Source organism: Phenylobacterium sp. (genome assembly GCF_036677185.1).
In the GTDB taxonomy this organism is placed as follows: Bacteria; Pseudomonadota; Alphaproteobacteria; order Caulobacterales; family Caulobacteraceae; genus Phenylobacterium.
In genome coordinates this window covers 107,742-124,459 of sequence record NZ_JAKFEN010000018.1, presented here as the reverse complement: position 1 = coordinate 124,459, position 16,718 = coordinate 107,742, and the positions used below count along the sequence as shown (strand labels likewise).

The following is a 16,718-nucleotide window of genomic DNA, read 5'->3' as shown; positions in this document are numbered from 1 at the left end:
GCGTTGACACTTGGGGGGGCGCTGCTTAAGTCTCGCGCGCCCTGAAAAGAGCGGAATCTCCGGGCAGGCGAAGGGCTTAAAGAGCCGCGCCGGGCCCCTCCCGCATTATCCGGAATATTTTCCCTTGAGCATCTTCCAACGGTTCTTCGGCTCCAGCAACGACCGCAAGGTCAAGGCGATGGCGGCGCGCGTCGCCAAGATCAACGCCCTGGAACCCGCGATCCACGCCCTTTCCGACGCGCAACTGCGCGGCAAGACCCAGGAATTCCGTGATCGCCTGGCCAAGGGCGAGACCCTGGACCAGCTGCTGGAAGAGTCCTTCGCCGTGGTGCGCGAGGCCGCGCGCCGGGTGCTGGGCCAGCGCCATTTCGACGTCCAGCTGGTCGGCGGCATCGTCCTGCACGAGGGCGGCATCTCGGAAATGCGGACCGGCGAGGGCAAGACCCTGGTCGCCACCGCGCCGGTCTATCTGAACGCCCTGCCCGGCAAGGGCGTCCACGTCATCACCGTCAACGACTACCTGGCCCAGCTGCACGGCGACTGGATGGGCCAGGTCTACCGGTTCCTGGGCCTCTCGGTGGGCACCATCGTCCACGGCCTGAGCCAGGGGCAGCGCAAGGCCGCCTACAACTCCGACATCACCTACGGGACCAACAACGAGTTCGGTTTCGACTACCTGCGCGACAACCTGGTCTACGAGGCCGAGGAGATGGTCCAGCGCGGCCATAACTTCGTGATCGTCGACGAGGTGGACTCCATCCTCATCGACGAAGCGCGCACGCCCTTGATCATCTCGGGCCCCACCGAAGACCGGTCCGAGTTCTACAAGACCATCGACGTCCTGGTGAAGGAGCTCATCAAGGACCCAACCACCTACGACTTCGACGAGAAGCAGCGGCAGGTCATCCTCACCGAGGAAGGCGCCGAGAAGATCGAGGAGATCCTCCTGGCCGGCGGCCATCTGGAGGAAGAGACCACCGGCCTCTACGACGCGGCCAACGTCTCGGTGGTGCACCACGTCAACCAGGCCCTGCGCGCCAACGTGATCTATTCGCGCGAGAAGGACTACATCGTCCGCGACGGCGAGGTGATCCTGATCGACGAGTTCACCGGCCGCATGATGCAGGGCCGCCGCCTGTCCGAGGGCCTGCACCAGGCCATTGAGGCCAAGGAAGGCGCCCATATCCAACCCGAGAACCAGACCCTGGCCTCGGTCACCATCCAGAACTACTTCCGCCTCTACGCCAAGCTGTCGGGCATGACCGGCACGGCGTCGACCGAGGCGCAGGAATTCGGCGACATCTACAAGATGGACGTCATGGAGATCCCGACCAACCGCCCGGTGGCGCGGAAGGACGACGACGACGAGGTCTATCGCACCGCCCGCGAGAAGAACGACGCCATCCTCAAGCAGATCGAGGACTGTCACACCCGTGGCCAGCCGATCCTGGTGGGCACCGTCTCCATCGAGAAGTCGGAACAACTCTCCGAACTGCTGAAGGCCCACAAGTTCGAGCAGAACGGCAAGACCATCAAAGGCATTCCGCACAACGTGCTGAACGCCCGCTACCATGAGCAGGAAGCCCTGATCGTGGCCGACGCCGGCATCCCCGGCGCGGTGACCATCGCCACCAACATGGCCGGCCGCGGCACCGACATCCAGCTCGGCGGCAATATCGATATGCGCGTCCTGAAGTGGCAGGAGGAACAGCGCGGCCTCGGCATCGAGGTGACCCCAGAAGCCGCCATCGCCCGCAAGAGCGAGATCGAGGCCGAGATCGCGGGCCTGAAGGAACAGGCGCTGGCGGCCGGCGGGCTGTTCGTGCTGGGCACCGAGCGCCACGAGAGCCGGCGGATCGACAACCAGCTTCGCGGCCGGACCGGCCGTCAGGGCGACCCGGGCCACTCGAAGTTCTTCCTCTCCTGCGAGGACGACCTGCTGCGCATCTTCGCCGGCGACCGGCTGGACTCGATCATGCGCACCTTCGGCGTCCAGGAAGGCGAGGCGATCACCCACAAGTGGCTGAACGGCGCCATCGCCACGGCCCAGAAGCGCGTCGAGCAGCGCAACTACGAGATCCGCAAGAACCTGCTGAAGTACGACGACGTCGTGAACGACCAGCGCAAGGCGGTGTTCGAGCAGCGCGCCGAGTTCATGACCGCCGTCGACCTCTCCGAGATCATCGGCGAGATGCGGCAGGACACCATCGAGGACCTGGTGGAACGCCACCTGCCGCCAAAGGCCTATGCCGAGCAGTGGGACGTGGTCGGGCTGGAAGAACGCGCCCGCGAACTGCTGGGCCTGGACCTTCCGATCGCCGCCTGGGCGGCCGAGGACGGCATCGCCAACGAGGAGATCCAGGAGCGCCTGACCAAGGCCGCCGACGCCCGCGCCGCCGAGCGCGAGCAGATGCTCGGCCCCGACCAGATGCGCAACATCGAGAAGAGCTTCCTGCTGCAGATGATCGACATGCAGTGGCGCGAGCACCTCATGCACCTGGACCACCTGCGCAACGTCATCGGGCTGCGCGGCTACGGCCAGCGCGATCCGCTGAACGAGTACAAGACCGAGGCCTTCTCCCTGTTCGAGAAGCTGCTGGTCGACCTGCGCCAGAACGTCACCCGCTGGCTGATGACCGTGGAGTTCCAGTTCGCCGAACCGGAGCCCGCCCAGCTCACCGGCCTGACCGAGGTGCACCTGGATCCGCTCACCGGCGAGAACGCGGCCATGATGGGCGCCCTGCCCGACGGGCTGTCGGCCGACCAGCGCCAGGCCCTGCCCGTCTCGGCCCTGCCGGACGGCTGGGAGCAGACCGGCCGCAACCAGGCCTGTCCCTGCGGGTCGGGCAAGAAGTTCAAGCACTGCCACGGCGCGCTGATCTAGATGGCGGACAAGGACGGCTACGTCCTGAGGGTCGAGGGGTTTTGCCCGGTCTGCGAGCAGGCCTCGACCTTCGCCTCTCGGGACGAATGGCTGCGTGACCACTATCTCTGCCTGAACTGTAACGCCCAGCCGCGTGAGCGGGCGCTGTTCTCCGTCCTGACGGAGCTGCGGCCCAACTGGCGTGAGCTGGCGATCCACGAGAGTTCGCCCTGCACGGCGGCCAGCCGCCGCCTGGCCGAGGCGCCGGGCTATGTGGCCAGCCAGTACGACCCGACGATCCCCTGGGGATCCGGCCCGCCCGAGGGCGGCTGGACGTCTCAGGATCTGGAAGCCCAGACCTTCACCGACGAGAGCTTCGACCTGGTGGTCACCCAGGACGTCCTGGAGCACGTCTTCGCCCCCGACCGCGCCCTCGCCGAGATCGCCCGCACCCTCAAGCCCGGCGGGCTGCACATCTGCACGGTGCCGATCGTGAACAAGCAGAAGCCCTCGGTCCGCCGCGCGGGGCGCAAGGCCGACGGGACCGTGCAGCACCTGCTGGAGCCCGTCTTCCACGGCAATCCGATGGATCCGAACGGCTCGCTGGTCACCGTCGACTGGGGCTACGACATCGCCGCCTACTGGGACCGCGCCAGCGGCCTCTCCACCACCATCTGGACCATCGACGACGCCTCCCGCGGCATCCAGGCCGAGTACATCGAGGTGCTGGTCTCCAGGAAGCTGGGCGTGCCCGACCTCTCCGGCGACACGCCGCCCCGTCCGCCGAAACGCGGTTTCCTCCGCAAGTTGTTCGGCTAGTCTCACCGCTTCGGGCGGAGGACTTGAGAATGCGCGCGCTGCTGACGGGACTGTTCATGGCGGCGGTTCTGGCCACGCCCGCGGCCGCCCAGTCGGCGCCGGACCGCGCGGCGGCGTTCGCCCAGCTCGATCCGATCTTCCAGGCGTTCGCCGCCGAGCGGCATGTGCCGGGCCTGGTGTTCGGCGTCGTGGTCGACGGCCAGTTGGCCTATGTGAAATCCATGGGGGTGCAGGACACGGTCGCCAAGCGGCCGGTCACGCCCGACAGCGTCTTCCGCATCGCCAGCATGTCCAAGAACTTCACGGCGCTGGCCGTGCTGAAGCTGCGCGATGAGGACAAGCTCTCCCTGGACGCCCCGGCCGAGACCCTGGTCCCGGAACTGAAGGGCCTGAAATACCCCACCACCGACAGCCCGAAGATCCGCGTCCGCGACCTGCTGAACCACACCGGCGGCTTCGTCACCGACGACCCCTGGGGCGACCGTCAGCTCCCCATGAGCGAGACCGACTTCTCCCGCTTCCTGAAGGCCGGCGTACCGTTCTCCCGGCCTCCAGCCATGGCGATGGAATATTCCAACTTCGGCTATGCGCTCGCCGGCCGGGTGGTCACCAATGTCTCGCGGCAACCCTATGACGCCTATATCCAGGCGCGGATCCTGCGGCCGCTGGGCATGACCGCCTCGACCTACGATGTTGGCAAGGTCCCCGTTGAACGCCTGGCCGTCGGCTATCGCTGGGAGGACGAGGCCTGGGTAGAGGAGCCGACCCTCGGTCCCGGCGTGTTCGGCGCCATGGGCGGGCTGGCGGTCAGCGCCAACGACTATGCGAAATACGTCGCCTGGGTGCTCAGCGCCTGGCCGCCACGCGATGGGGCGGAGGATGCGATCCTGAAGCGCGGCTCGGTGCGCGAGATCGTCCAGGGCTCGAACTTCCCGGCCCTGGTCCCTCGCTCGGACAAGACCGACCCCGCCGCCTGCGACCGGGCGCGGGTCTATGGGATGGGGATGATCGTCCTGGCCGACTGCGTGCTGGGGCCGCACTTCACCCATTCCGGCGGCCTGCCGGGCTATGGATCGAACGTCCTGTTCCTGCCCGAGCGCGGGGTGGGGGTCTTCGCCTTCGCCAACCGCACCTATGCCGGCGCCTCGCCCGCAGTGCGCGACGCCGCGATCCTGCTGGTCAAGTCCGGGGCCTTCCCGGCGCGGATGACGCCGCCGAGCCCGGCGCTGACCCAAGCCGCCGCGATCGTCGCGAAGATCTACGCGGTCGGCGATGTGATGGCCGCCAGGGAGGGGCTCGCCATGAACCTCCTGCTGGACAGCGACGCGCCCCATCGCAACGCCGAGCTCGGCCAGCTCAAGGCCGAACTTGGCGCCTGCCAACCGGCCCCGGACATCGCGGCCGAGACCGCGATGTCCGGGAGGATCAGCTATGCTTGCGAGAGGGGCCGCCTGCAGGCCCAGGTGCTGCTGGCGCCGACCACGCCGGCCAGCCTGCAGGTCTACACATTGGCGGCGGCGAAATAGGCGCGGCTAGGCGCCGGCCTTCTTCTCGCCGGCGGTGATCACCCCGTCCTTGTCACCGTCCTGTTCTGCGAAGGCGCGGCCGCCCGAGGCGGCGTATTCCGCGGCAGAGACTTTCGCGTCCTTGTCCTTGTCGAGCACGCCGAAGCGGACATGGGCCTGGCGCATCTGGCGGACCCGCTCCTCGGCCTTGCGCTCGGCGCTCTCGGTGGAGGCGGCGAGTTGGGCGTTGAGCCGGCCCTCGTATTCGCCGACATACTCGGCCTCGTCGAGGCCGCCGTCCTTGGAGACGTCCATGGCGGCGAAGCGCTTATCGCGGACGGTCTTGAACTCGGCGGCGGTGACCTTGCCGTCCTTGTCCAGGTCATAGTCGGCGATGAAGGCCGAGTGCTCGTGCGGCGCGGCCTGGGCGGAGGTGGCGGCCAGGGCCAGCAGGGCCGCGGTCATGGCGAGGGGAAGGCGCAGGGCGGTCATGGGTCGTCCTATTCGGTGGCTTCGAAGGTGAGGGTGTAGCTGTAGCTGCGGTAGGGGGTCTCGGCCCCGGCCGGGGCCGTGGTGCGATGGCGGATCAGGGCCAGATAGGTCCCGGCGTCCGGCGGCGTGAGCGCGAAGCCGCCCTTGGCGTCGGTCCGGATCACGCCGTCCAGCTTCTTGCGGCCGTCATAGGTCCCGGCGCTCCGATAGACCTCGACATCGGCGCCGGAGACCGGCTTGCCGTCGAAGCTAAGTTCGAACCGAGCCGGTTGGCCCGCGAAGATCGCGCTGGGATGGGTGATGGGTTTCAGTTCCAGGCCCTTGCCGGTCACCGCCAGCGCCTCGCTGGTCGGCGCGCCGCGGCTCACATAGACCTCGGCCAGGGTCATGCTCTGGACGTCGACCAGTTCGACGCCCGCGGGACGCTCGGCGCCCTCGCCGGTCATCTCCCATCGGCCATTGGCCGCCTTGAACATCTTGCCCTTACGTCCGAACCGTTCGCCCGAGGAGATGCGGAAGGTCCCCTTGGCCGGGATCGCGGCCTCGAACACCGCCAGGTCGCGCAGGTAGGTCACCGCCGTGATCGGCGTCCGCCCGTTCGCGCCCAGGACGTGGAAGGCCTCGGACTTCATCACCACCTCGGGGACGAAGGGCTCCTCGGTGAAGCTCGCCTGCACCGTCACGTGGTCGCGCTCGACCGTGTCGAACAGGTTAGGCAGCAGATACGGCATGTGGGCCAGCGCCGCCCCCGGCGCGGCCAGGGCCAGCAGGCCCACCCCGGCGATCCAGCCCATCCTTCGTCGGTTCATCGGTCGCATTCCCTGTTCCATTGATGGAGTCGATTAGTGCAATTGCGACTCACTTGCAATTGTCTTTGCAATGGGTCATTCACCCCTTCGCCGGTCGCCTTGGGGGCGTCATGCGCATGATATGCGATTGACTCGCATTTGCACTCACTTTTGGAGAGACCAGATGGGCGGATCGGTTTGGCGACACAGGGCGGCGCTGCTGGCGGGGACGGCATGCCTGCTGGCGGCCGGCGCGGTCGAGGCCCAGCCGACCCATCCCAAGCCCCTGACCGAAGGCGGGGCCGCCGCCCAGCTCTCCCTCGGCCGCATCGTGGTCTCGGCGGGCGCCGAGAAGGTCGCCATCGACACGCCCCAGGCCGTGACGGCCCTGGATCAAGACGACATCGACCAGGCCCAGGCCACCACAGTCGGCGACCTGCTGGAGGCCATCCCAGGGGTTAGCGCCGTGGGCGGGGTCAGCGCGCTGGGCCAGGGCTTCAACATCCGCGGCCTGGGCACCGGCCTAGCCGATTCCGACAGCCGCATCCTCACCCAGATCGACGGGGTGACGAAGTTCTACGAGCAGTACCGGATGGGCGCCCTGTTCACCGAGCCTGAGCTCTACAAGCGCGTCGAGGTCCTGCGCGGACCTGCCTCCTCCACCCTCTACGGGGCGGGCGCCCTGGCCGGGGTGATCAACTTCACCACCAAGGACGCCTCGGACTTCCTCACCGAAGGCGACCGGTTCGCGCTGCGCCTGCGCGGCGGCTACGAGACCAATTCCAACGGCCGGTTCGGCTCGGCCATCGCGGCCGTGAAGCCGGCCGGGAACCTCGACCTGCTGGCCGTCTACACCACCCGTCGGGCCGACCACTATGAGAGCGGCGACGGCAGGACCGTAATCCCCTCCAACGCCACGTCCGACTCGTATCTGGTGAAGGGCCGCTACAACTTCGGCGGCGACAAGGGCCACAGCCTCTGGGCCTCCTACCAGAACTGGCTCTCCGACAGCGTCCAGATCTACGACCAGGCCGAGGCCTTCGGGACCACGCCGGTGCGCCGCAAGGTCGACGACGTCACCTCGGTGATCGGCTACGAGAACGACTTCGGCGGCAGCAAGCTCTTCGATCTCAAGGCCCAGATCTCGTTCGCCAATTCCAAGGTCGAGCAGCGCGAGACCACCTTCCTGCCGGGCGTCACCTATTCGGAGTTCTCCTACAAGACCCGCCAGGCGCGGATCGAGAACACCTCCCGCTTCGATATCGGTCCGGACTGGACGGGCTTCCTGTTCGTCGGCCTGCAGGCCTACCAGCAGGAGCGGCGCAATCCGCGCACCACCGCGGCGGGGACGATCACGCCGGGCGCGGCCACCCATCCCGAAGGCGACATGGACAAGTACGGCGCCTTCGCCCAGGCCGAGCTGATCTGGTCGGACAAGCTGACCATCATTCCCGGCGTCCGCGTCGACAAGACCAGGTTGAAGCCCGGCGCCGGCGTCACCACCCGCACGGTGGTCGAGGACACCGCCGCCTCGCCCAAGCTCGCGGTCATGTACGCCATCACCGACCAGGTCTCGGTGTTCGGATCGGTGGCGCGCACGGTGCGGATGCCGGTGCTGGACGAGATCTACAGCCGCACCAGCGCCGCAGCCTCGAACTTCAACCTGAACCTCAAGCCCGAGGAGTCCGACAATTTCGAGGTCGGGGCGACCCTCTCGCTGGACGGCGTCTTCACCCCGCGCGACGCCGTCCGGGTCAAGGCCACGGCCTTCCGCAACGACGTCTCCAACCTGATCACTCGCGGCACGGCCGGCGCGCCCTATTTCGTCAATGTCGGGGAATCGCGGTTCGGCGGCATCGAGATCGAGGCCGAATACGCCTCCCGGGGCCTCTTCGCCCGCGCCGGCCTGGCGATGATCGACGGCGACAACCAGATCACCGGCCTGCCGCTCAACACCATCCCAGCCGACGAACTGGACCTCACCGTGGGCTACCGCCTCGCCGAGCGCGGGATCACGCTCGGCTGGCGCGGCGAGTTCGCCGCCGACCAGGAAGAGGTCGCCACGCCGTCCCTGCGCACCGGCGGCTACGGGGTGCACAACCTGTTCCTGACCTGGAAGGCCCAGGAGGGGACGCTGGAAGGCCTGGAGGTGCGGCTGGCGGTCGACAACCTGCTCGACAAGCAGTTCCGCCGTCACCTGTCGTCGCTGGACGCCGAGGGCCGGACCTTCAAGGTCAGCCTAGCCCGGACCTTCTGACCGTGACCTCCGCCCGCATCCGGCTCCTGGCGGGCCTGGCCTCCACGGCGTTCAACCTGGCGCTCATCGCCCTGGTGATGCGCACGGGCGCGCAGGCCCCGCCGATGCGCGAGGAGCTGATCATGACCGCCGAACTGGTCGCGGTCCGAGGTGGCGACACCCCGACCCCGGCCCCCTCGGCGCGGGCCGAGAGCCTCCCCAGGCGGCCCGCGCCGAGCCTTCCCGTACCTGAGATGGCGCCGGCCCCGCCAGCCCAGGAGTCGGAGCCGCCGCCGGCGGCTCCGCCCAGCCCAGCCCAAGCCGCGCCTGCGCATCGGCCCGCCCCGGTCGCCCAGCGGGTCGGGACCCGCGAGGGCCTCGACCTCGACGCGCCGCGCGGCGAGAGCCTGAACTACGCCGCCCAGCTCCGCGCTTGGCTGGAGGCGCACAAGACCTATCCGAAGCGCGCGCGGATGCGGCGGGAGGAAGGGATCGTCGAGGTGGCCTTCGCTGTCGACCGCCAGGGGCGTCTGCTCACGGGCGACGTGGTGCGCAGCTCCGGCCACGCCAGCCTCGACGCCGAGGCCATGGCCATGCTGGACCGTTCCAATCCCTTCCCCGGCGCCCCGCACTCGGTGCGCGGCGAGCGGATCGAAGTCTCCACGCCAGTTGAGTTCTCGCTGCAGCGCTGACGGATCTCCCCTTCGCCGGGATGAGCGGAATTGGAGCAGCGCTAGATGAGCGTGACGAAGGTCTCGCTCTCGATCACCCACTGGCCGACCGACTTCTTCCAGACCGCCAGATAGGTTCCGGAGGAGCCCGCGTCCTTCCAGGTGGCGACCCAGTCGCCCGCCTCGGCGGCGCGAACGCCCTCGGCGTCGAGCGTCACGTCACGGGTGGTCCGCACATAGGTGACGAAGCTCGGATCCCTGAACTGGGCGGCGAAGGCCTGCAGCACGGCGTCCACCCCGATCAGTAGCCCGCCCTCGCCCGAGATCAGGTTCATGTCGGGCGCCAGGAATGGGCGCAGGCGCGCGGCGTCGTGCGCGGCGATCAGCTTGTTGGTCAGCTTGCGGCGCGCGCGGATGGCGTCCTGGGGCGTGGTCATGGCGCGACCATCGTGTCCCAGGACGCTCCGGGCAAGGGGTGGAGCCTAGCCGGCCACCCAGTTGCCGTGGAAGCCGAAGGGCACCCGGCGGGGCAGCTTGGCGACGGCGATCGGGCCCTTGGCGATGTCCTGGGCCTCGAACACCAGGAAATCGCTGCGATCCTCGCCGGCCCGCCAGACCACCGCGGTCACCCAGCCGTCGCCCTCGGGCGCGTCGGCCGAGCGCGGGGTGAACACCGGCTCGGAGGTCATGTCGCCGCCGTTCAGCGCGTAGACTTGGCGCTTGCCGGTCTTGAGGTCCAGGTGGGCGATAGCGGTCTGCTTGATGGTCTTGGCGTTGGTCGGATCGGCGGCATACCAGCCGTGGCGATAGCCCAACCCCGACAGCCGCTCGTCGAACCGCGGGAACTCGCCGTCGAGGTCGTCCAGGGCCTCTTCCTTGATCGCGTCGCTGCCGCCGTCGAGGTCGAGGGTCCAGCGCACCAGGCGCGCGGCGGTCTTCCGTCCGGGCGACCCATCGGCCAGGGGGAAGAGCGGGGCGCTGTCGTAGCGCATGACGTCGGCGATGATCTTTCCGTCCAGCTCGAAGGCGTTCATCGGGTGGAAGACGTAGCAGGCCTCGACATTGAACCAGCGGATCGAGGCGACGTCGCCATCACGGCGCATGACGCCCACGCGCCCGCCCTTCTCCGGTTCCCACGCGAAGGCCGGCTTGCCGCTCATGGCCCGCTCCAGGCTGGCGGTGAGCGGCAGGATCGGGAACAGGACGTAGTTCTCCGTCACCATGAAGTCGTGGACCATGGCGGCGAACGGCGCCTGGAAGTCGTCGCGGCGGATCACCTTGCCCGCGGCGTCGGTGACCCCGTAGCTCATCCCCGCCGACAACGGCATCTCGCCGACGCCATAGCCGAACCAGATCATCTCGCCGGTCTTAGGGTCGACCTTGGGGTGGGCCGTGACCTTGCCGCGATAGTCGGCCACGTATCCCTTGGACTCCAGGGTGCGTTCGGCCATCTCGAAGGGCATGTGGCCCTCCTCCAGCGCCAGCAGCCGCCCCGCATAGTGGACGATATTGGTGTTGGCCACGCCGCTGTCCTTGCCCATGGCCATGGGGTCGGTGGTCATCGGATTGCCGAACGACCCGAACAGCGACCGGCCCTGGCTGTTCTCGAGCTCCCACTTGGGCGTGCGGACATAGCGGTTGCGATAGGTCACCTTGCCGTCTTCCACGTGGAAGGCGTGGATCATCCCGTCGCCGCTGAACCAGTGATAGTCGCCGCGCGGGTCGAACTGCGGGTTGGGGCCGGTGCGATAGAGCGTACCCTTCAGGCCGGCGGGGATCTCGCCCACCACCTCCAGGTCGAAGTCGTCCTCGCTGCGGACCGGGGCGAAATTGCCCGACAGATAGGGATTGATGCGAACGTCGCCGTCCATGGTGCGTCTCCCGCTTTTGGCCGGCCTAGACCGGTCGAATGATGTGGCCCTCGTCGGGCCGCGCGCGGCCCTCGAGGACATCGGCATAGGCCGCCATCAGGGCGTCCGGGCCGGTGTGATGGGTGAGGCTCAGCCAGTCGGCCTCGGCCACGAAGCCGCGCAAGGCCGTGTCGAACCGGGCGTCCAGTTCGCCGGCGCCCCATTCGGCGGCGCGCTTGCGGATCTGGTCGGGCGCGAAGAACAGGGTCGGCGTCGGGCCCGGCAGATCGCCCGCCGCCCCGCCGTCCTGCCAATGGGTGACGCCGACGATCAGGCTGCGGGTCAGTCCATCACCCAGCGCGGTGTGCACCGCGCGGGTCACCTGCGGATTTCCCGCGAAGTCGACATAGGAGGCCGGCGCCTTGGCCGACAGTCCATCGAGCTGGTCATAGGTCACGACCCGGTCGTAGAGACCGAACCCCGCGAGCTTATCAGCATTGCCGGGCGAGGTCAGGCCGACAACCTCCACCCCGCGCTTCCGCGCCAGGCTGGCCAGGCCCATGGCGGTCTTGCTGGAGGCGCTGGAGAGCACCAGGGAGGCCATGTCCGCATCCTCCGACAGGAGGTCGTCCAGCAGCCAGGAGGTCATGAACAGCGGCCGCAGCAAGGCTCGATGGTCGTCCAGGGCGTCGGCGGGCGCCTCGGCATAGGCGTTGTAGGTGGGCGGCAGCTCGGCGCGGTGGGCCGCGGCGTCGACATAGCCGTGCCGCCCCTTGGTCAACCGGGCCGTGAAGTGGGTCGACATGGGCAGGTAGCCGAACAGGCGCAGGCCGACCGGGACCTCGGCGACCCTGGACTCCACGACCTTGGCGAAGCCCCAGACCGGGATGCGACCCAGCCCGTCCGCCGCCGGGAAGAACTTCCAGTAGCCGAAGCTGTCGCCGATGATGCCGTATGTGATGTTGTTGGCGGTGAGCGCGAACCGCTCGACCTCCAGCCGCGCCTCGCCCTCGCCGAGTGGCGCGGGATCGGGCGCCGGACGCATTTCGATGCGGCGAAGATCCTTGCGATCGACCAGGATGTCCCAGGCAGCCATCGTGTCGCGCTCCATCTCGCCTTTTTACGTTGTAAATTTATTACGTAAGAGCTAGGCCTGAGCAAGCGATTTCTTTGCCTGAGTCCATAAATGCCCCGCGTCCTGTCCGAGTCCGATGTCGCCGACTTCCGCGAACGCCTTTGCCAGGTGGCCGAGAAGCTGTTCGCCGAGAAGGGGCCGGACGCCGTGACCATGCGCCAGCTGGCCGCCGAGCTGGGGGTCAGCCCCATGACCCCCTACCGCTACTTCGCCGACAAGGAAGACATCCTGGCCGCCGTGCGGACCAATGGCTTCAACCGCTTCGCCGACGCCCTGGAAGGCGCCTACGCCTCGGCCAGGGGCGTGCGGGCCAAGGGGGCGGCGGTGGGGGAGGCCTATGTGACCTTCGCCTTCGAGCATCCCCAGACCTACAAGGCCATGTTCGACCTCAACCAGCCGCACGAGGAGAACTACCCCGACCTGGTGGCCGCCGCCCTGCGCGCGCGGGCGACCCAGACCTCCTATGTGAAGGACCTGATCGCCGAGGGCATCCTGGCCGGAGATCCGGAGGAGATCGGCCGCATGTTCTGGGCCGCCGCCCACGGCGCCGTCGGGCTGGAGCTGGCCGGCAAGCTGCCGGCTGGTACCGCGCGCGGCCTGCATCGCCACATGAACGGCGCGCTCGCCAAGGGTCTGCGCCCCGGCGCTTGACGGCTCCCACGGCAAGACGCCCAACTGCCCCGCAAAATCGGGGAACGCCATGAGCAAGCCATTCGAGGTCCATTGGGGCGAGGCCGAAGTCCAGACCGTACTGGACCAGGTGCGCGCCTATCCCTGGCCGCCGATTCCGCAGGTTCCCGATGGCTGGGCCTATGGCTGCGACGGCGCCTATCTGAAGGACCTCTGCGCCCACTGGACCGACCGCTACGACTGGCGCGCGGCGGTGGCCGACCTCAACCGCTATCCGCAGTTCACCGCTCGGGTCGAGGACTACGACATCCACTTCCTGCACGTGGTCGGCGAGGCCGGCGGGAAGCGCCCGCTGATCCTGACCCACGGCTGGCCGGGCTCGCACTATGAGTTCTGGGGGGCGATCGAGAAGCTGGCCTTCCCGTCGCGCCACGGCGGCCGGGCGGAGGACGCCTTCGACCTGGTGATCCCGTCCCTGCCCGGCTTCGGCTTCTCCTCGAAGCCAAACCGCCCGATCGGACAGCGGACCACCGCGCGGTTGTTCGACACCCTGATGACGCAGGTGCTGGGCTACCCCCGCTACCTGGCCCAGGGCGGCGACTGGGGGGCGATGGTCACCTCCTGGCTCGGGCGCGAGCACAGCGATCATGTCACCGCCATCCATCTGAACATGATGGCCTTCCGCCCCTTCGGCGGGCCGAAGGACGAGGCCGAGATCGCCTGGATCACCCGCCAGGGGGCGATGATGGACCTGATGGGCGCCTATTTCCGCCTGCAGGCCTCCAAGCCCCAATCCCTGGCCTGGATGGGCGCGGGCAACCCGGTGGGCCAGGCCGCCTGGATCGCCGAACGGTTCCACGACTGGTCCGACCTGCGCGAGAAATCCTTCGACCAGGCCCATCCCAAGGACCGGCTGCTGACCAACATCATGATCTATGTGATGACCGACAGCTTCGCGACCGGCGCCTGGTACTATCGCGGCTTCCTGGAAGAGGGCGGCGTGGCGCTGGCGGACGGCGAGCGCTGCGAAACCCCCACCGCCTTCGCCAACTTCCCCGGCGAACCGCTCTACACCGCCCCGCCGCGCGCCTGGGCCGAGCGGGCCTACAATATCGTCCGCTGGACCGACCAACCGCGCGGCGGCCACTTCGCGGCGATGGAGGAGCCCGACCTCTTCGTGGCCGATGTGCGGGAATGGGGACGCGGGGTCTGATCCCCAAGCTCGTCATCCTCCGGTCAGCCGTAGGCTGATCCGGGGGACCCAAGCTGACTCTCAGGACAAGGCGAATTCGGCTTGGGTCCCCCGGATCGCCCTTCGGGACGACCGGAGGATGACGAGCGTTTTGGCTAAGCCGCCCCATCCTCCAGCGCCGTCTGGATCGCGGCGAGCAGGCGGTCCAGCTCCAGGGGTTTGGGCACCAGCACATCCATGCCGGCGGCCAGGTATTCGGCCTGGTGATGGGCCATGGCGTTGGCGGTCAGCGCGATGATCGGCGTGCGCTTCAGGCCCAGGTCCAGCTCCCGCCGGCGGATCAGGCGCGTGGCGGTGGGGCCGTCCATCACCGGCATCTGGACGTCCATCAGGATCACGTCCCAGGCCTCGGCGGCGCTGGCGGCGACAGCGGCCTGGCCGTCGTCCACGCAGCGGACCTCGACGCCGAGCTGGGCCATCAGGGTCTTCAGGACGAGCTGGTTCATCGGATTATCCTCGGCCGCGAGGATCCTCAGCTCGCCCATGTCGGCGGCCGGCTCGGCTTCGTCGGCCGGGACGGCCCGCGCCTGACCCTCGGCGCGGACTAGCGGCAGGCGCACGGTGAACACCGAGCCCTCCCCCACCGTGGAGCGCACGGAGATATCGCCGCCCATCAGGCCGGTCAGCTCGCGGCAGATGGCCAAGCCCAGACCCGAGCCGCCGAAGCGCCGCGTGGTCGAGGCGTCCTCCTGGACGAACTTCTGGAACAGCGCCCCGAGGCGGCCGGCGGCGATGCCCGGCCCGGTGTCGGAAACCTCGAACATCAGGTTGGTCCCGTCGTGGACGACCGAGACGGCCACCTCGCCGCGGGCGGTGAATTTCACGGCGTTGGAGACCAGGTTGTAGACGATCTGGCGGACCCGCGTGGGGTCCCCGCGCCAGACGCCGGCCGCTTCCGGCGCCACGACCAGGGCGAAGGAGACGTCCTTCTCGGTGGCCAGGGTCGTGAAGGTGGCCTCGGCGCCCTGCATCAGGGTCCTGACGTCGATCAGGCCGTCCTCCAGCTCCAGGCGCCCGGCCTCGATGCGCGACAGGTCCAGCAGGTCGTTGAGCAGGGCCAGCAGGGTCTCGCCGGCCTGGCGGATGACAGAGAGACGCTCGCGTTGACGCTCGGGCAGCTCGTCGCGGGCCATGGCCTGGGCCATGCCCAGCACCCCGTTCAGGGGCGTGCGGATCTCGTGGCTCATGGTGGCCAGGAAGGCGGACTTGGCGGTGTTGGCGGCGTTGGCCTCGTCGCGGGCGCGCTTGAGCCGGGCGTTCACCACCTTCAGTCGCCGCTCCGAGCGTTTGATGTCCTCGATCGACTGGGTGATCACCACGCAGCGCACCGGGCCCTCGCCGGCGAAGCGCGCCGCGGTCATCCGGAACCATTCGCCCGACTGAGCGGAATAGGCCCGCACGAAGCTTTCCTTGCGGCCGTCCAACACCGCGCGGACCCCGCGCTCCAGCGCCCGGCCATGCCCGCCCGGCAGGCGGGCCAGGACGGCGAACAGGTTGCGGCCCATGGGATAGACGTTGCTCTGGACGATTTCGGCGCCCAGCTTCCTGAAGGCGGAATTGGCCGCGATGATCGCTCCGGATTCGTCGATCACCGTGAGCATGGCCGCCAAGCCATCGATGACCCCGCGCCCGAAGCGCTCGGACTCGGCCAGTTCGGCCATGGCCGCCCGCTGGGCGGTGATGTCCTGGCTGGCGCCGTGCAGGGCCACGCACTGGCCGTCGACCATTTCGGGTTCGCCGATCACCCGCAGCCAGATCCGCTCGCCGGCGCCGGTGATGGCCGGCGATTCGAAATCGACCCGTTGGCCGGTGCGGACGGCTAGCTGAAGATGCTCGCGGATCCGGTTACGGTCGCTGGCTTCATAGAGGTCCAGGGAGTCGATATGAGACTCCACCAGGCTTGGCCGGCCGAGCAACCGGGCCAGTTCCGGGCTCCAGCGCACTACGCGCTCCTTCAGGTCGACTTCCCAGCCTCCCAGCCGGGCCAAGGCGCCGGCCTGGCGCAGCGCAACGGTCGTGGCGTGCAAGCGGGCCTGCAGTTCGTAGGCGGCGGTGATCTCGGTCTGCACCGAGGCCGTGCCGATCCGCACCCCATGGGCGTCGAAGCTCGGCCGGACGTCGAGGTCGATCCAGTAGGTGCGGCCGTTCTTGGCGCGATTGAGGATCTCGACCCGGAACCCCTCCCCCGCCGCCAGGGCGGCCGACATCTGGGCGATGGTCTGGGGGTCGGTCTCCGGGCATTGCAGGAGGTCCGCCGGCCGGCGGCCCATCGCCTCGTCCAGGCTGTAGCCGCTGAGCTCCACGAAACCGTCGTTCACCCACTCGATCCGCCCGTCGCGGTCGCAAAGCATGATCCCGCGCGAAGTCGTGCGCACCAGGTCCGCAAGCCGTGAACTGAGATCCGGTACTCGTGCGACGTCCATCCAGCGCTCCCTCGGAGACGATGCCGCGAGTCCCGTGAAGAAAGCAGAAATTCC

At 68.5% G+C, this 16,718-nt stretch carries 13 protein-coding genes; 7 read left to right on the top strand and 6 right to left on the bottom strand.

The window, feature by feature from the left end:
• Positions 1-124: 124 nt before the first annotated feature.
• Genes secA through V6M51_RS09075 form a run of 3 tightly spaced genes read left to right on the top strand, consistent with a single transcriptional unit; the run spans position 125 to position 5,208 of the window.
• The gene (gene secA / locus V6M51_RS09085) at positions 125-2,884 is read left to right on the top strand and encodes a preprotein translocase subunit SecA (RefSeq protein ID WP_332766500.1); all 2,760 of its coding nucleotides are present in this window, start codon (positions 125-127) and stop codon (positions 2,882-2,884) included.
• A complete protein-coding gene (locus tag V6M51_RS09080; protein ID WP_332766499.1) occupies positions 2,885-3,682 on the top strand; it encodes a class I SAM-dependent methyltransferase in 798 nt (265 codons plus the stop codon).
• Between the two features lie 29 nt (positions 3,683-3,711).
• A complete protein-coding gene (locus V6M51_RS09075) occupies positions 3,712-5,208 on the top strand; it encodes a serine hydrolase domain-containing protein (RefSeq protein ID WP_332766497.1) in 1,497 nt (498 codons plus the stop codon).
• Positions 5,209-5,214: 6 nt separating this feature from the next.
• On the opposite strand, the gene V6M51_RS09070 is transcribed toward V6M51_RS09075, so the two are convergent.
• Together V6M51_RS09070 and V6M51_RS09065 are read right to left on the bottom strand one after the other, a co-directional pair.
• A complete protein-coding gene (locus tag V6M51_RS09070) occupies positions 5,215-5,679 on the bottom strand; it encodes a hypothetical protein (RefSeq protein ID WP_332766495.1) in 465 nt (154 codons plus the stop codon).
• 8 nt (positions 5,680-5,687) lie between these two features.
• The gene (locus V6M51_RS09065; RefSeq protein WP_332766494.1) at positions 5,688-6,488 is read right to left on the bottom strand and encodes a DUF4198 domain-containing protein; all 801 of its coding nucleotides are present in this window, start codon (positions 6,486-6,488) and stop codon (positions 5,688-5,690) included.
• Positions 6,489-6,651: 163 nt separating this feature from the next.
• Here V6M51_RS09065 and V6M51_RS09060 point away from each other — a divergent pair, with 163 nt between their 5' ends.
• Together V6M51_RS09060 and V6M51_RS09055 are read left to right on the top strand one after the other, a co-directional pair.
• Complete coding sequence (locus tag V6M51_RS09060) at positions 6,652-8,724, top strand: TonB-dependent receptor domain-containing protein (RefSeq protein ID WP_332766492.1); 2,073 nt, start codon at positions 6,652-6,654, stop codon at positions 8,722-8,724.
• Between the two features lie 2 nt (positions 8,725-8,726).
• A complete protein-coding gene (locus V6M51_RS09055; protein ID WP_332766490.1) occupies positions 8,727-9,395 on the top strand; it encodes an energy transducer TonB in 669 nt (222 codons plus the stop codon).
• 41 nt (positions 9,396-9,436) lie between these two features.
• On the opposite strand, the gene V6M51_RS09050 is transcribed toward V6M51_RS09055, so the two are convergent.
• Genes V6M51_RS09050 through V6M51_RS09040 form a run of 3 tightly spaced genes read right to left on the bottom strand, consistent with a single transcriptional unit; the run spans position 9,437 to position 12,320 of the window.
• The gene (locus V6M51_RS09050) at positions 9,437-9,811 is read right to left on the bottom strand and encodes a nuclear transport factor 2 family protein (RefSeq protein WP_332766488.1); all 375 of its coding nucleotides are present in this window, start codon (positions 9,809-9,811) and stop codon (positions 9,437-9,439) included.
• A gap of 45 nt (positions 9,812-9,856) precedes the next feature.
• The gene (locus tag V6M51_RS09045; RefSeq protein ID WP_332766486.1) at positions 9,857-11,245 is read right to left on the bottom strand and encodes a carotenoid oxygenase family protein; all 1,389 of its coding nucleotides are present in this window, start codon (positions 11,243-11,245) and stop codon (positions 9,857-9,859) included.
• A 25-nt stretch (positions 11,246-11,270) separates the two neighbouring features.
• Entirely contained in the window at positions 11,271-12,320 is a 1,050-nt protein-coding gene (locus V6M51_RS09040; protein WP_332766484.1) for a DUF2855 family protein, read from the bottom strand.
• A gap of 90 nt (positions 12,321-12,410) precedes the next feature.
• On the opposite strand from V6M51_RS09040, the gene V6M51_RS09035 reads away from it, so the two are divergent.
• Together V6M51_RS09035 and V6M51_RS09030 are read left to right on the top strand one after the other, a co-directional pair.
• Positions 12,411-13,010 carry a TetR/AcrR family transcriptional regulator gene (locus tag V6M51_RS09035; protein ID WP_305676735.1) on the top strand — a complete coding sequence of 200 codons (600 nt, stop codon included), beginning with the start codon at positions 12,411-12,413 and terminating at the stop codon, positions 13,008-13,010.
• A 49-nt stretch (positions 13,011-13,059) separates the two neighbouring features.
• Positions 13,060-14,202: an epoxide hydrolase family protein gene (locus V6M51_RS09030; protein ID WP_332766482.1), complete on the top strand. Its 1,143-nt coding sequence runs from the start codon at positions 13,060-13,062 to the stop codon at positions 14,200-14,202.
• Between the two features lie 134 nt (positions 14,203-14,336).
• On the opposite strand, the gene V6M51_RS09025 is transcribed toward V6M51_RS09030, so the two are convergent.
• A complete protein-coding gene (locus V6M51_RS09025) occupies positions 14,337-16,664 on the bottom strand; it encodes a PAS domain-containing hybrid sensor histidine kinase/response regulator (protein WP_332766480.1) in 2,328 nt (775 codons plus the stop codon).
• Positions 16,665-16,718: the final 54 nt, after the last annotated feature.

Coding starts and splice junctions, on each gene's coding strand:
- V6M51_RS09080 (WP_332766499.1), top strand. CDS start 2,885: ATGGCGGACAAGGACGGCTACGTCCTGAGGGTCGAGGGGTTTTGCCCG.
- V6M51_RS09075 (WP_332766497.1), top strand. CDS start 3,712: ATGCGCGCGCTGCTGACGGGACTGTTCATGGCGGCGGTTCTGGCCACG.
- V6M51_RS09070 (WP_332766495.1), bottom strand. CDS start 5,679: ATGACCGCCCTGCGCCTTCCCCTCGCCATGACCGCGGCCCTGCTGGCC.
- V6M51_RS09065 (WP_332766494.1), bottom strand. CDS start 6,488: ATGAACCGACGAAGGATGGGCTGGATCGCCGGGGTGGGCCTGCTGGCC.
- V6M51_RS09060 (WP_332766492.1), top strand. CDS start 6,652: ATGGGCGGATCGGTTTGGCGACACAGGGCGGCGCTGCTGGCGGGGACG.
- V6M51_RS09050 (WP_332766488.1), bottom strand. CDS start 9,811: ATGACCACGCCCCAGGACGCCATCCGCGCGCGCCGCAAGCTGACCAAC.
- V6M51_RS09045 (WP_332766486.1), bottom strand. CDS start 11,245: ATGGACGGCGACGTTCGCATCAATCCCTATCTGTCGGGCAATTTCGCC.
- V6M51_RS09040 (WP_332766484.1), bottom strand. CDS start 12,320: ATGGCTGCCTGGGACATCCTGGTCGATCGCAAGGATCTTCGCCGCATC.
- V6M51_RS09035 (WP_305676735.1), top strand. CDS start 12,411: ATGCCCCGCGTCCTGTCCGAGTCCGATGTCGCCGACTTCCGCGAACGC.
- V6M51_RS09030 (WP_332766482.1), top strand. CDS start 13,060: ATGAGCAAGCCATTCGAGGTCCATTGGGGCGAGGCCGAAGTCCAGACC.
- V6M51_RS09025 (WP_332766480.1), bottom strand. CDS start 16,664: ATGGACGTCGCACGAGTACCGGATCTCAGTTCACGGCTTGCGGACCTG.